This window comes from Leucobacter sp. VD1 (genome assembly GCF_037150695.1).
GTDB lineage: Bacteria > Actinomycetota > Actinomycetes > Actinomycetales > Microbacteriaceae > Leucobacter.
On record NZ_JBBCPO010000002.1, the window covers coordinates 782,814 to 797,071 of the forward strand.

The 14,258-nt window shown below is 65.2% G+C and carries 11 protein-coding genes; 3 read left to right on the forward strand and 8 right to left on the reverse strand.

Translation table 11 applies throughout. The annotated features are described in order from the left end of the window. Positions 1 to 3: 3 nt before the first annotated feature. From WFL22_RS08950 to WFL22_RS08970, 5 genes are all read right to left on the reverse strand, one after another. Positions 4 to 2,250: an acyltransferase family protein gene (locus WFL22_RS08950; protein WP_336992376.1), complete on the reverse strand. Its 2,247-nt coding sequence runs from the start codon at positions 2,248 to 2,250 to the stop codon at positions 4 to 6. A gap of 96 nt (positions 2,251 to 2,346) precedes the next feature. Further along, on the reverse strand, positions 2,347 to 3,237 hold the full coding sequence (locus WFL22_RS08955; RefSeq protein WP_336652218.1) for a glycosyltransferase family 2 protein: 891 nt from the start codon (positions 3,235 to 3,237) through the stop codon (positions 2,347 to 2,349). After that, a complete protein-coding gene (locus WFL22_RS08960; RefSeq protein ID WP_336992377.1) occupies positions 3,225 to 4,865 on the reverse strand; it encodes a glycosyltransferase in 1,641 nt (546 codons plus the stop codon). Before WFL22_RS08960 ends, WFL22_RS08955 begins: the two co-directional genes overlap by 13 nt. A gap of 55 nt (positions 4,866 to 4,920) precedes the next feature. Further along, on the reverse strand, positions 4,921 to 6,936 hold the full coding sequence (locus WFL22_RS08965) for a DUF6541 family protein (RefSeq protein WP_336992378.1): 2,016 nt from the start codon (positions 6,934 to 6,936) through the stop codon (positions 4,921 to 4,923). Positions 6,937 to 6,938: 2 nt separating this feature from the next. Then, complete coding sequence (locus WFL22_RS08970) at positions 6,939 to 7,676, reverse strand: acyl-ACP--UDP-N- acetylglucosamine O-acyltransferase (protein WP_336992379.1); 738 nt, start codon at positions 7,674 to 7,676, stop codon at positions 6,939 to 6,941. Positions 7,677 to 7,827: 151 nt separating this feature from the next. On the opposite strand from WFL22_RS08970, the gene WFL22_RS08975 reads away from it, so the two are divergent. Beyond that, positions 7,828 to 8,709 carry an ABC transporter permease gene (locus WFL22_RS08975; protein ID WP_336652214.1) on the forward strand — a complete coding sequence of 294 codons (882 nt, stop codon included), beginning with the start codon at positions 7,828 to 7,830 and terminating at the stop codon, positions 8,707 to 8,709. 10 nt (positions 8,710 to 8,719) lie between these two features. Continuing rightward, positions 8,720 to 9,472 carry an ABC transporter ATP-binding protein gene (locus WFL22_RS08980; protein ID WP_336992380.1) on the forward strand — a complete coding sequence of 251 codons (753 nt, stop codon included), beginning with the start codon at positions 8,720 to 8,722 and terminating at the stop codon, positions 9,470 to 9,472. Between the two features lie 65 nt (positions 9,473 to 9,537). Here WFL22_RS08980 and WFL22_RS08985 read toward each other — a convergent pair whose 3' ends face one another. Genes WFL22_RS08985 through WFL22_RS08995 form a run of 3 tightly spaced genes read right to left on the reverse strand, consistent with a single transcriptional unit; the run spans position 9,538 to position 12,539 of the window. Beyond that, the gene (locus WFL22_RS08985) at positions 9,538 to 11,490 is read right to left on the reverse strand and encodes a DUF6541 family protein (RefSeq protein WP_336992381.1); all 1,953 of its coding nucleotides are present in this window, start codon (positions 11,488 to 11,490) and stop codon (positions 9,538 to 9,540) included. Next, a complete protein-coding gene (locus WFL22_RS08990) occupies positions 11,487 to 11,831 on the reverse strand; it encodes a DUF2304 domain-containing protein (RefSeq protein WP_336652211.1) in 345 nt (114 codons plus the stop codon). The genes WFL22_RS08985 and WFL22_RS08990 overlap by 4 nt, the downstream gene beginning before the upstream one ends. Before the next feature lie 9 nt (positions 11,832 to 11,840). Then, the gene (locus WFL22_RS08995) at positions 11,841 to 12,539 is read right to left on the reverse strand and encodes a glycosyltransferase family 2 protein (protein WP_336652210.1); all 699 of its coding nucleotides are present in this window, start codon (positions 12,537 to 12,539) and stop codon (positions 11,841 to 11,843) included. 143 nt (positions 12,540 to 12,682) lie between these two features. Here WFL22_RS08995 and WFL22_RS09000 point away from each other — a divergent pair. Beyond that, the coding region (locus WFL22_RS09000; RefSeq protein ID WP_442918967.1) for an LGFP repeat-containing protein at positions 12,683 to 14,258 on the forward strand (1,576 nt) is incomplete at its 3' end.

The window sequence follows — 14,258 nt, forward strand, 5'->3', positions numbered from 1 at the left end:
TGATCAGACGCCACTATTGTCTGGTTCGGTGGATACCAGCTCTGGAAGATCAACGGTTTCGCTCTCGTCAGCCGGCTGAGCTTCTTCAGCCGCGACCGCTGCGGCGGCTGCCTCCTGCGCCCGCGCGATAGCGGCCAGCAAGCGCTTCTCGAGCATGGGGCGCATGGTGCCCGTGTAGGCAATGGTGAGGTGGTTGTCGTCGAGGTAGACGTTGACGTTGCCGATCACGGCGCGGCAGATGTCACCGGGGCAGAGCAGGTCGGTGGTGTCGACTGTCGCGATGCCAGGGCCTGCGACGGCATCGAGCGGGTTTACGGATGCGAGCGCCTGCGACCGGAGCACCTCGCACTCCTCGACGCTACGCGATTGTTCGACGCAGACATAGCTGTCGAAGGTGAAACGCGGATTATCGCGGATCAGAATGCTCGTGATGCCCACAGAACGGAACACGTCGAGCGCTGCGGCCTGATCGTGCGCGTGCTCGCGCTCACCCGCATCGATGTCGGAGTCGTTGTCGGCAGGGGCGGCCGCTGTTCCGACGGTGAGGAATATGTCTGGGTGCAGCGCCAGTGTGAGGTCGATGAGTTCGAGGTTCCAGGCCAGACAGCTCGCACCGAACTCGGGCTCGGCGTAGTCTTCGGCTGCCCGGAGCGTGAAGGGGCAGCCGCCGTTCAGGACGGTGACGAGACGCCAATTGCGGTCTTCTGCGATCGCTGCGAGCGGTTCGAGCCACTGTTCGGCGTGGGAATCGCCGACAACGAGCATGGTCTGCTCGGGTGACTGCATGGCGTTCTCGGTGCACCGTTCGAGCACGGCCGACGAAGCGAAGTCGAAGTCTTCGGCGCTGCAGAACTCGGGCATGGTGCCCCACTGCTGGTCGAGTTCGGTGGGGAGCGGGATACGGGGCGCGTCGGGGTCGAGCTTGCCGGCCCACCCCGGGGCGAGGACTGCGGCACCGGGGTTGGCGGCGGCGCGCTCGGCGGCGCTGGCCGAGTGGACCGCCTGCGTGGCCTGCAGCGCCGACTGCTGGAGGGTCACCAGAGGGATCGCGACAACCGCGATCGACAGGAGGATCACGGCGGCGCCGCGGAAGTTGTTGCTGTTGGCCCACGCCAGTCGGCGCACACGGGCGTCGACGAGCCAGGTGAGCAGACGCGCGAGCACGATCGAGATGATGATCAGGGCGAGGCCTTCGAAAAAGCCGAGGGGTTCGCCGCGGCGGGCGATGAGCGTCAGCACGAGGATCGGCCAGTGCACTAGGTAGAGCGCGTAGGCGTCGCGCCCCAGCATCAGCACGGGTTTCGTTTCGAGCAGCAGTGCGGGGCCGAAGCCCTTCTCGTCGGGGGAGCCGGCCAGGATGATCGCCGCGACGGCGAGCACCGGCCAGAGCGCCAGGTATCCGGGGAAGCCGCCCTGCACGTCGAGCACCATGCCGCACGCGAGGAGCGCGGCGAGTCCGAGCCAGCCGATGACGGCGCCGAGCGCGCGGGGCAGGCGGATCCAGGGCAGCGCGATCGCGAGGATCGAACCGGCCGCGAACTCCCAGATGCGGGCCCCGGTGTTGAAGTAAGCGCTCTCCTGGTGCTCCTGGGTGGTGATGATGGAGTATGCGAGCGAGACGGCGAACACCACTGCGAAGCACACGAGCGCGACGGCGCGCACGCTGCGGCGGCCGAGGGCCCAGCGCAGGAAGGCGATGACGGCGAACAGCAGCGGCCAGAGGAAGAATACCTGCCCCTGCACCGAGAGCGACCAGAAGTGCTGCAGTGGGCTGGCGAGCGAGTTGTCAGCGTAGTAGTCGACTGATTCGGCGGCCAGTGCCCAGTTCTCGTAGTAGAAGAGTGAGGCCCAGGCGTGCCGCCAGAGGTCGGGGTGGCCTGAGGCCGGCATGATGATGGTTGCGGCGATGACGGTTGCGGCGATGACTACGGCTGCGGCCGGCATCAGCCGCTTGAAGGTGCGGATCCACTGGATCACGATGGCAAGCGGCCTGCCGGCTTCGAGGCGGCGTACGAAGGAGCCCGTGAGGAAGAACGCCGAGATCATCAGGAAGGCATCGACGCCGCCTGAGACGCGGTCGAGCCATACGTGGTAAACGACCACGAGCAGTACCGCGACAGCGCGGAGGCCGTCGATGTCCTTCCGGTAGCGCGGAGCCGATGTGGTCTTCGCCGAGCCGTTTTGGGGATGCTGAGCCTGTGCAGCGGGTCTTGCGTTCGTTGCCGAAGGCGACACTGATGGAGCAGGCATCATGCCAGTATCGCACCCGGTGGGGAGCTGCGGGGTGAACTGGGTCCATGCTGTCGCCGCGGTGGGTCGCCGCCCGGGGGTGCAGATCCCGGAGCGCTACACGACCCTGTCGATCTGGGGGTTGAATCGGAATCCTTCCCAGAGCTTCGAGACCATCTGCCTCTGCAGTTTGCGCTTCACCCGCCCACGGCGCATGCCGACGATAACCTGCGCTGCGAACATCAGGAAGTGTGGCAGCGACTGGTGGTGGCGACGATATGAGGCCTGGTTGCGGATGCCGTAGGCAAACTTCCAAGCGTTCTTGTCGTCGATCATGCCGAAATTGACGCCTTGGTTCACGCCCATGTCGTGCACGGTGACGCTGTCGAGCACCTGCACGCCAGGGCATGCCTTCGAGAGCCGCAGCGTGTACTCGGCGTCATCGAACCAGATGAAGTATTCCTTGTAGGGCAGGCCGTAGCGTTCGAGCGCCCAGCGCGGCACGAGCACCGACACGAAGGAGCAGCTCGTCACCATCACCGAGTTCTGGCCGATGGCGAGCAGGCGTCCCCAGTCCCAGGTGGGCACGGGGTTGTTCATCTCGCAGATGGTGCCGTCGATGTATTTCACCACGGAGCAGGCGAAGGGCATCTCCTCGCCGAGTTCGGCGGCTGCCGCGTCGAAGCCGGTGATCAGCTTTTCGAGGGCGTCGGGCTCGGGGTAGCCGTCGTCATCCATGATCCACACGAAATCGGCGCCGAGTTCGTACCCGCGCCGCATACCCGCCGAGAAGCCACCGGCTCCTCCGGTGTTGCTCGACAGTGAGACGATCTCGAGGTCCAGGCTCGATTCGAGCTCGTCAAGGTACTCGCCGGTGCCGTCGGTCGAAGCGTTGTCGACGATCACGAGCGACGAGGGAGCGTGCGTCTGCGCCTCGATTGAGGCGATCACGGTCTTCAGCTTGTCGATTCGATTGAACGTGACGACGACTGCGGCTACGCGTGCCATTGTGAGAAGGTCTCCTTCATCCATTCGTGTGCGCTCTGCAGCTCGCCGAACTCGGCGACCCGTTCGCGCTGCTCGTTCCACCGCTGCTCGCGCAGCTGCTCGTCTGCGGCGAGCTTCGAGATCACCGAGGCTGCTGCCTTGATGAACGGTCGCGCCGGGCGGGGCGCGAGCATGTCGCCCTGCACGATGGTGCGCTGGGAGCCGACATCGGCCGACAGCACCGGCACCCCGGCGGCGACCGCTTCGAAGGTGGTGAGGGTGATGCCCTCGTTGATCGAGGTGACCACGAGCAAGTTGGTTTCTGCGAGTGTCTCGGAGACGGGCGTCTCTTCGTAGCGCTGTTCGATGATGCCGCGCAGACCGAACTGGTCGATGAGACCGTGCACCACATCGCGCATCTCGCCGTCGCCGTGCATGATGGCGCGGAAGGGGATGCCTGATCGCTGCAGACGGTGCACGAGCATTAGGAAGACGTCGGGGCGCTTCTGCCGTGACAGGCGGCCCACGAAGGAGATTGTGAACGGGTTTCGCGGGTCGCGGCCCGTGAAATCGGCGCTGCTGTCGACGGTGAGTGCGGTGAGCGGGGCGAGTGCGACCTTGCGTGCTGCAATGCCCTGCACCTCGGTCAGCCAGCGCACTAGCTCGGGTGAGATGGCGTGGTGGGTGTCGACGAAAGCGTCGTACTGAGCTGCGAGACCCGGGTATCCACCGCCCAGATATTCGACGATGTGCAGCGAGTCGATCACGGGCAGCTCGGGGCGGTGCTCGGCGACCCATGGCAGGCTGAGGTAGAGCCACTGGCAGTGGTGCAGCATCACGCCCGCCAGATTGAAGTTCTCGAGGATTGCGTGGGTGAGGGCGATGTCGAGCTCGTGCAGATGCCCGCGGAAGCTCTGCGCGATGATGATGCAACCCTCGAGCTCGGGGCGCGTGAGCCAGGGGTGCACCGAGTTCTGGTCGGTGACCACGACGGGGAGCAGCCCAGCGTTCTTCGCGAGCTGAATGGTCTCAACCGCCCAACGCTCGGCACCGCCGGTCTGCAACCAGTGGAGCCCGAAGAGCACGGCTGGCGGCGCATCACTCGGCGCGGCAGCGGGGGTGTGCCGCCAAGAGTCAAGGGCTGCGCGGCCGTGAGCGGCGGCGGCCCCTTCCGGGTAGCGGGGCAGTGGGCCGGAGATGGCGCGTTCGCGTCGGCGCATGATCGTCTCGCGCGCGGCGTCGAGCACGATGGGGGCGCGGCGTTCCAGCTCGCGGTAGACGCGGCGGGGGAGGGAGGCCGGGGCGGGCGGCTCGGTGGTTGCAGGGGTGGCATCGGCGTGGCCGAGGCGGATCCAGCGGATCACCGGGCGCTCAGGCGGGGAAGCCTGCATGGAGCCGACTGCGAGGCTGCGCACCTCGACTGTGAAGGCGGGTTCGCCTTCGAGGGCACTGCCGTCGACCGTGCCGGCGTCCGTGAGTGCTGGCATCTGGGTGATGCTCCCGATGCCCACACGGAGTTCGAGCGTCGCCCCCGGGGTGCGAAGCGCGTGGTAGTTCGCCGCGGCGAATAGCTGTTCCCGCTGGAGTGCGCTGATCGCTTCGAGGTGTCCCGAGCTCGCCGGAGCGAGGGAGACGAGTGGCGTGTTCATGAAATCCATCACACACCACCGTAGCTGTAAACCCTGTGGCGGTATGCCGCGTGGGCTATCCCAGGCCGCAAGAGGTGATCCTGTACAGTTTCGCGTCACCCTCGCGATCGACGAGGGCGACTCCGGGGCTGGCGTCGAGTCCTTCAATGCCCGCGAACTCGTGGCGACCGCCGTGCACCTCGCGCTGCCCGAAGTCGATGATGAACCGCACCCCCGTCGTGTCAAGCGCCCGGCACATTTCCGGGGTGTCCGGTTCGGAGGCGAAGCGTTGCAGAATGAGCTGGGTTTCGGCGGAGACCGGGGATGTGACGTAAGCCATAGGGGTGCGACGGTCTTCCAGTGCGTAGGCGAGCGAGGTGCCGGTCCAAGGGCTGCCAATGACGAGGTCTTCAGGGGCGACGTGCGTGTCCAAGCGATTGAGAAGGGCGCGTTCGTCGGCGGAGATCAGGTTGTCAAGCGCGAGTCGTGCGCCCTCCGGGGTGAGATTGCCGAGTAGCGCACGGTCTTCAGGGGCGATGGTGTCGATGTATTCAGACGATCTCGGGTCGTAGGAGAGTTGCATGACCCTCAAGAAAGAACCGTAGCCGGAGGTGACGAGCACCGAGCCGAGCAGTGCGGCGCCGATGGTGACCAGAGCGGCGCGCGGCAGCACGTTGCGGCGTTCAATGAAGCCGACGATCGCGGCGCAGCCGTAGACCGCGATGGGGATGATGCCGATGACTGCAAGGGCACCCAGTCGCGGGGTATCCGCATACCAGCCGGCGAGAATCTGGCGCGCCGCCGGCACGTTCACCCCGGCGGCGAGCACGTAGAGGCCTGAGGTCGTGGCCCAGATCGCTGTTGCTGCAATGCCGGGAACACTGCGCGAGATCAGCGATGTCAGTGCGCCGCCGACGGCTAGAAGCCCGATCACCACTGGGAAGCCCGCGTCGAGGAAGGCCCCGGTGAGTGCCTGTAGGAATGCCGCTCGCGTACCCGTCTGCGCCGGCCACTGGAAGCCTGTGACGGTCCTGGTGAAGGAGAACACCCCCGCCGCCAGCACTGCGCCAGTGAGCGCGACAGACACGAGCCGGAGCGGCCAGCGCTGGTGCCCCCATGCCGCGACGAGGGCGATGAGGCTCAGTGGCATGGCGATGGCGAGGAGACCCAGAAACGCCGAGGGGTGGGCGAGTGCTACGCCGCCGATGCTGAAGATGGCCAGCAGCGCCAAAGAATCCCAGCGACCTAGGCGCGCTTCCCGGGTGAGACCGATGAGCTGCAGCAGGAGCGCGAGCGCCAGGGGCAGCATCGCGATGCCCAGGAAATAGGGGTAGAGCACTCCGTAGCTCAGCGTGTTGAGCGGAAAGGCCGGGAATGCGGCGGTGAGTACGGCTGCGGTGACGAGCACGGCTGGGCGGCGCGGTACGAACTGTGAGGCCAGGGTGAGTGCGCCGGCCGGCCACACCAGTGCTGAGACCGCCCAGTTGAACATGTTGCTCGCGGTAGGAATGTCGGCACCGCTGACTCCCACCACGAAGGAGACCATGACGTGCCACGCATCGGGATAGAAGACGGGCTGTGGAAAGGCGGTGGTGAAGCTTGAGATCCAGAAAGCGGAGGCGTTCTGGGAGTCGAGAGCGTACCTGACCGCGTTGAGGTGGAAGAGATTGTCAACGGTTTGAGAGATGTGACTCGGCGATTGCAGCCCGACGACGGTGAGGACCGTGAGGAGCGCTCCCGAGATAGCGAGCGAGATCGGCACCCAGCGGGCCGACCCTCGCCGGATGGCGGCGTCTTCCGTTGCGGGCGCTGCACACGCTGAGAAGCGGGTTCTCAGCGCGAATCGTATGAGGCATACCGCCGCGGCACCGAGCGCCGCAAAGCCGAGCAGGGCTGTCCCCGGGTGCCAAGGTAGCCCGATGACGGGCAACAGCATTGCCACCCCCGTCAGCAGCGTGATCGAGATCACAGGAGCTGTGCTCCACGCCCACAGACCGCGCATGCCCGAGAAGTGCGCGACAGCGGCGCCGGGCGCGAACAGCACGAAAACGCTCACCGCCGCTGCGGGGAGCGCGCCGATCCACTCAAACAAACTCAGCCGGCCTGGTCCACGGTCAGCGGCACGCGGCCCTCCTGCGCGGCCCACCAGGCGAGGTCGGCGGCGAGCGGCGAGTTGGTGCTGAGGGCGAGCGGTTCTGCAACGAGCACGTCGCCGCTGGCGTAGCGCTCGCTGAGCAGAGCGACCTCGGCCGCATCGATGCCGTAGCGCTCCATGCCGACAGTATTGAGCGCTCGGAGTCTCGCGGGAGAGCCGAAGGCCTTGGCGTAAGGAGGGACATCTCGGGCGATGGGGGTGCCCATGCCGACCATCGCACCGGCGCCGATGATGCGGCGCTGGTGAATGCAGGCGTTCATGCCGATGTTCACGCGCGGTCCGATGACGCAGTGCCCTCCGATACTCACCCCTGCCGACACTGTCGTGCCCTCTCCGATCAGCACGTCGTGCGCAACGTAGGCCCGCGCCAGAATCCAGCAGCCGGCGCCGACCGTCGTCTCGCGGTAGCTGCCCTGGTGCACCACCGCATTCTCGCGGATCACCGCACCCTCCCCGATCCGCACCCCGGCATGTTCAAAATCGCCTGCCCATGCCGCGTTCTGCCGCAGATTCGACATCTCAGGCGGAGCGCCGATCTGCGCGCCGGGGCCGATCCACACATCGTCCTCGATCACTGCGGGACCGAGAACCACGGCACCGGGCCCAACTGACACGTTCTGACCGAGGGTGACGCCCTCTCCGATGTACGCAAGCGGGCTGATCTGGGGGGCTGACATGGGCACTATTCTACGGGCCCCTCATAGGGAGCGGCGGTGAGCCGCAGGGGCCGTCAGCCCCGCGCCGGAAGTGCTTTGTTAGAATCGTGCGGTTGCTCCGGGTGAATCTCCCGGAGATGCGCGTGTGCGGGACAGGCTGTAAGGAGAAGACGTGGCACCTACGACTGTCGGCGGTGCCGGAGCGATTCCGGCTGGATACGACGTCCCCGGCCAGGGGCGAGGGCTGCTTGAGGTATTCCGCTGGCGCTACCTGCTGCGTCTCCTCGTGCGCAAGGAGACGTCGACGCGCTACCGCAACTCGGTGCTGGGGTGGGTGTGGTCCTATGTGCGGCCGGCTGCACAGTTCACGATCTTCTACCTGGTCATGGGCGTCTTCCTGCAGATGGCCCGCGGTATCCCGAACTTCGCGATGTACCTGTTTTCCGGCATCATCGTCATCAACTTCTTCAGCGAGGGATTCTCAAACGCAACGCGCTCCCTCGTCGACAACGCCCACCTCGTACGCAAGATCTACATGCCGCGAGAACTCTTCCCCGTTGCGGCGGTGATCGTCTCCTTCGTGCACTTCCTGCCGCAGGCGGCTGTGCTACTCGCCGTAGCACTCATCTTCGGCTGGCTGCCACTGCCGATGTACCTGGGCGCCGCGATCCTCGGCATGCTGATCATCGCCCTCGCCGCAACCGGCCTCGGGCTGTTCTTCGGCTCGCTCAACGTCGCCTTCCGCGATGCGCAGAACTTCGTTGAGCTCATTCTCATGGTTGCGGTCTGGGCTTCTCCGGTGCTCTATTCCTGGGAGATGGTCGCCTCGCAGCTACCGAATTGGGCGATGTGGATCTATCAGGTCAACCCGCTCACTGCAGCAGTCGAACTCTTCCACCTCGCATTCTGGGATCCGGTGACTGCGAACGCTCACGCGCTCCCCGAGAACTTCTGGATCACCGTGGGCATTGCGGGAGCGCTCACTCTCCTCGGCGTGATCGTCGGACAGTGGACATTCCGCAAGATCGAGCCGCGCTTCGCGCAGGACCTGTAAGGAGACCGGCATGGCACAGCAGCACCTTCCCGCGATTGTCGTTGATCGCGTCACGAAACATTTCTCGCTCAAGCACACCCACTCGATGAAAGAGGCGTTCATCGGGTGGACGAAGGGCAAGCAGCTCCGCACCGACTTCACTGCGCTCGACGATTTGAGCTTCGACGTCGCCGAAGGTGAGTCGATCGCTCTGCTCGGATACAACGGCTCCGGCAAGTCGACGATGCTGAAGATCATGTCGGGCGTCATGCCGCCCGACGAGGGTGCAGTGCTCACCCGCGGTCGTGTCGCAGGTCTCATCGAGGTGGGAGCTGGATTCCATCCCGATCTCACCGGTCGTGAGAACGTCTACCTCAACGCCGCCATCCTTGGCATGAAAGAGGCTGAGATCGACGCGATCTTCGAGGAGATCGTCGACTTTGCCGAGATCCGCGAGTTCCTTGACCAAGAAGTGAAGTTCTACTCCTCGGGCATGTTTATGCGCCTTGCGTTCTCGGTGGCGATCCACGTCGAGCTCGATATTCTTCTTGTCGATGAGATCCTCTCGGTCGGTGACGCACCGTTCCGTGAGAAATGTCGGCTGAAGTTCCAGGAAATGATCGAGCAGAATAAGACCATGGTCGTGGTGAGCCACGATATGGAGATGGTGCGCGAGCTCTGCGGCCGGGGCATTGTGATCAAGCGCGGTAAGAAGCGCTTCGATGGGCCGATTGAAGACGCGATCGCGTACCTCGGCTCGGAGGAGTACCGAGTCGCTGATTAGACGGCTTGCCTTTGGCTGATCGTACCCCTGGCGAGGTCGCCTTTCTGCCGACTACCGGCTGCTTGTTAGCTGCACGCCACACGGTAGAGCGCAGCGTCTCCTTCTCGGTCGACCTCCTGCAGGATCGGATTGCCGCCGACGTGGCGCAGCCCGGAGAAGTGCGCCGACTTCTCAGCCGGGTAGACCTGGAAGTTGGGGTCGCCGAAGTCGAGCACGTAGTCCACGCCGAGGCGATCAAGATAGGAGCAGGCGGTGTCGCCCATATCGCGCAGCCCGGCGGCGATCGTGGCCGCGTCCTCGTCGTACTGCGAGGTCATGTGCGGAAAGAGCACGGTGCGCCCGGCGATTGAATAAGCGTATGCCGTACCGCTCCACGGATCGCCCGCGATCCGCGCGTCCTCAGGCGTTTCGGTGTCGAGCCGCTGCAGCAGCGCCATTTCGTCGGCCGACAGCAGGTCTGGCTGGTCCTTGTCGGCGGGCGTGGCGGAGTACAGCCCGCTCATCCAGCCGATCTGGCTGCCGATGTTCGAGCCGCGCGCGCCGGTGAGCAGGATTGCGGCGACTGCGAGCAGCGCGATCACGGGAATCCACGTCGCGGGCGTACGGGCCGGGAGCCGCTCGGGGAGGCGCGCCAGGCCGAGGCGGATCGCATCGAAGAGCAGCATGGCCGATACTGCCGCGAGGGGCACGGCTGTAAGAGGAAGGAGCGCCGCGAGCCTGGCAGCATCGTTGTACCAGGCCACAGTGAAGGCATCGCGCAGGGGGCCGTTGAAACCGACAGCGATGGCGTACAGCGCGACGATGAGGCTGTATGAGACGACGAGCCACCGGTGTTGTTTCCAGATCAGCAGCAGCGCGGCGCCGGAAAGCACGAAGAGCGAGACGAACCATGCCTTGGCGGGCAGCTGCGGTGCGTTGGAGAGCGCGCTCAGCGCGCCCTTGAGCACTCCGCCGGCGTAGTGCTTGTCGCTGTCGCCGTTCTGCACGACCGCCCACAGCGTCACGATCACAGCGAGGGCCGCGAGCACGCCGATCCATCGCCCGATCCGGCCGCGTCTGGTGAGACCGCGGCGATCGACCCGTCCGGCATAGGCAATGATCAGGGGAAGAGCCACTACAGCGAAGCCGTAGACGCCATTGGGGTGGGCGAAGCCCGTGGCACCGAGCGCTCCGGCTGCAGTGATCCACAGGGACGCGCGCGGGGCGGCCGAGGCTTGGAGCGACGGGCGCAGCGCAAGGTGGGTGAAGCCGACAGCGATCGGGAGGAGCGCGTTTGCCAGCAGGTTTGGGTAGAGCACCCCCCATGAGAGCAGCAGGTAGGGGAAAGCCGAGGAGGTTGCGGCGAACACCCCGGCGGCAAGCATCCCGGATCTCCGAGTCGCGACGAAGGGGGCGGTGAAGAAGAGCACCGCGATCGGCCACACCCACGCGGCAACTACCAGCGCCATCGCGTTTGTGGCGACGGGGATCGACGCCCCTGTGATGCCCGAGACCAATGCGACGACGGCGTGCCAGAGCGTTGGGTAAGGGGCGATGGCCTGGTAGGGAACCGCCAGAGTCATGTGCAGCGGAGAAGCATCACCGGTGTCGAGAATGAACTCGGCCGCATTGAGGTGGAAGACCGCGTCATAGGTCTGCGAGACGTTCTCGGGCGCTTGAATCGCGCGAGCCACCTCGACCGCGATGATGCTACCGGCAAGGAGCAGCGGCACCGCCGCGAGCAGGCGAGCCTTGGGATGTTGCCGAAGCGGTGGCCTTGCGGGCAACCAGCGGCGCAGCCCGAAAGCGATGGCCGCGAGCACTGCTGCGCAGATGAGTACGGGGAGCAGGCCCCAGCGCACGCCGAGGAGCGGGGCGCTCAGCGAGGCGACCGCGATTGTGGCGAAGGAGGCGGCGATGCTGCCCGCCAGGAAGCCGAGTCCGCGCAGCCGCAGGGCGTACGCCGTCGGCAGGCCAGGAAGAGTGGTGAGGGCGATCGTAGTGAGCAGCGCCGGTGCTGCTGAGAGCCAGGCTGTCAACGCCGCTCCTCGCGCGCGCGCGCCTCGATGAGCGCGACAGCGCGCGCGAGTTCGGTAACCCTCGCGTCGCTTCGAGCCTTTGCGCGCACCGTCGCCACGGCGAAGAGCAGCATCATGATGATAAAGACATAGAGCAGGAGATCGGTGCCGCGGCCGACCCCGAAGAAGTTCGCCACGACCGTGAGCGCGCTCGGGAATAGGATTGCGAGCGCGGCGACGATGACGAACAGGATCGCGAAGATCCGTTTGAGTGCGAGGGAACGCTCACCCGGGAGGAACTTCACCGCGAGCGCAGCGGCGATCACGATCACGGCGATGAGGAGGAACTGGAAGATCGACATCGTCTTCTCCTAACGGATGATCAGGTCGATGAGGATGTTGACCGAGTTGAGCAGTGACTGACCCTTGGCCTTCGAATAGTCACTGTAGATGACCTCGACCGCCTGCTCGGCGTAGGGAAGGCCGGTGCGTCCGAGCTGCACCACGATCTCGGTGCCGTGCGCCATGCGATCCTGACGCAGCTTGATGCGCGACAGCGCATCCTCGCGGATCACGCGCAAGCCGTTGTGCGCATCGGTAAGTCGCGTGCGCGTAGTGAGGTTGGTGACCCACACGGCAGTCTTCAGCACGATTTTCTTGAGAATGCCGGGCTTGGTGCGGTCGTCAAGGAACCGCGACCCGAACACGATGGCGAGATCTTCCGAGCGGGCGCGTTCGAGCATCACCACAGCGTCTTCAACCCGATGCTGGCCGTCGGCATCGAAGGTTACGACGAAGCGCGCGCCGCGTTCGAGGGCGTACTCGAACCCGGTCTGCAGTGCGGCTCCCTGGCCGAGATTGATGGGGTGGGTGACGAGCCGCGCGCCCGCCGCCTCGGCGATTCGACCGGAGCCGTCGCGGGAGCCGTCATCGATGCAGACTACGTTCGAGAAGAGCGGGAGAAGACCGCTCACGACATCGCCGATGACCTGCGCCTCGTTGTAGAGGGGGATGACGACCCACGCATCGTCGTTGAGGCCGCGCAGATCGCCTGAGAGGGCAGGATTCATGGTGTCCATTCTGGCAGACACAGACAGGAGGCAGCCTGCATGACATGGGGTCGTTGGCGGGAGACCTCCCGCGCGATTAGAGTAAAGCGAAACATTCAGCAACTACTTGAGGCTTTGACGTCTCGTTCGATGAAGGAGTGCCGGTGCGAGCCAGGATCAAGTGGCGCGGTGCGCGAGCGACAGCGATTGCGCTGTGCGCGGCCGGGGCCGCGGTGATGGCGCTGCTTGCGCCGAGCATTTCGGACGCGCCCGCCTACGCTAACCCGTCGGCGGGCTTCGACGCGGGCAACATCATCGACGATGCGCTGTTCTACGACGGCACGGCTTGGAACGCGGCTCAGATCCAGTCCTTCCTGAACCAGCGCGTGCCGCGCTGCACGATTGGGGATCCCGGCCGCGGGGCCTACACGCCATGGGGAAGCACCATGATTTCTGGAGCGTGCCTCGGTGGCTCATTCTGGACGACGGCCGCGCGACCCGCCAACGCATACTGCAGCGCTATGGCGGGCGCCGTGAACGAGAGCGCTGCGAGCTATATCGCGCGTGTTGGTGCGGCGTGCGGCATCAGCCCGAAGGTGCTGCTCGTCATGCTCGAAAAAGAGCAGAGCCTGGTCACCGACACCTGGCCGACCGTGCGTCAGTACGATTTTGCGATGGGGTACGACTGCCCGGACTCCGGCCCCAACAATTCGCCCAATTGCAATAACGGCGCCGGGGGTTTTCCCGCTCAGATGTATCGCGGCGCTTGGCAGCTGAAGGTGTACAAGGCCTTTCCGAACAGCTACAACTATCGACCGTTCCAGAACAACCGCATTCAGTGGCATCCGAACGCGGGCTGCGGCACCTCGGATGTGTGGATCGCGAACTGGGCCACCGCCGCGCTGTATATCTACACTCCGTACCGCCCCAACCAGGCCGCGCTCAATGCAGGCTGGGGTACGGGCGATAGCTGTTCGAGCTACGGCAACCGCAATTTCTACAACTTCTACACGAGCTGGTTCGGCAGTGCGCAGGGCGTGCAGGTCAGCGAGTACTTCACTGCCTTCCACACCAGCAATGGTGGGCTAAGCGGGCTCTACGGCCGCCCCTTGCAAGCAGCCCAGCCCGTCGGCATCGGCGTGGTGCAGGAGTTCAGCGGGGGCACCCTCTACTGGAACCCGTACACCGGTGTCGGCGGGGTAAACGGCGCGATCCGCGACTACTACCACGTCGTTGGCGGTCCCTTCGGGGTGCTGGGCTACCCAATCGGTCGTGAAAATGCCGTGAGTGGCGGTGCTTCGCAACGATTCGAGCGCGGCTATGTCTACTGGAGCTCGCCCTACGGCTCGCAGCCTGTGGGTGGTGCGATTCTGCCGCTCTACACCTCCGAGGGTGGCCCAGCGGGGTACCTCGGATTCCCGACCGGCGGCGAACGGCCTGTCACCGGCGGTGTGAAGCAGGAGTTTGAGCGTGGTACGGCGTATTGGTCGAATCGGACTGGTGCTTCGGTGATCAATGGTGCGATTCGTGGTTTGTATCTGAGCGAGGGTGGCCCTGATGGGTATTTGGGTCTGCCTGTTGGTGCTGAGGTGCGTGCGAATGGGGTGTCGCGTCAGGAGTTTGAGCGTGGTACGGCGTATTGGTCGAATCGGACTGGTGCTTCGGTGATCAATGGTGCGATTCGTGGTTTGTATCTGAGCGAGGGTGGCCCTGATGGGTATTTGGGTCTGCCTGTTGGTG

Bases quoted from the DNA above. Each gene is read 5' to 3' on its own strand.
- WFL22_RS08950 (WP_336992376.1), bottom strand. From the start codon at position 2,250: ATGCCTGCTCCATCAGTGTCGCCTTCGGCAACGAACGCAAGACCCGCT.
- WFL22_RS08955 (WP_336652218.1), bottom strand. From the start codon at position 3,237: ATGGCACGCGTAGCCGCAGTCGTCGTCACGTTCAATCGAATCGACAAG.
- WFL22_RS08960 (WP_336992377.1), bottom strand. From the start codon at position 4,865: ATGAACACGCCACTCGTCTCCCTCGCTCCGGCGAGCTCGGGACACCTC.
- WFL22_RS08970 (WP_336992379.1), bottom strand. From the start codon at position 7,676: ATGTCAGCCCCCCAGATCAGCCCGCTTGCGTACATCGGAGAGGGCGTC.
- WFL22_RS08980 (WP_336992380.1), top strand. From the start codon at position 8,720: ATGGCACAGCAGCACCTTCCCGCGATTGTCGTTGATCGCGTCACGAAA.
- WFL22_RS08990 (WP_336652211.1), bottom strand. From the start codon at position 11,831: ATGTCGATCTTCCAGTTCCTCCTCATCGCCGTGATCGTGATCGCCGCT.
- WFL22_RS08995 (WP_336652210.1), bottom strand. From the start codon at position 12,539: ATGAATCCTGCCCTCTCAGGCGATCTGCGCGGCCTCAACGACGATGCG.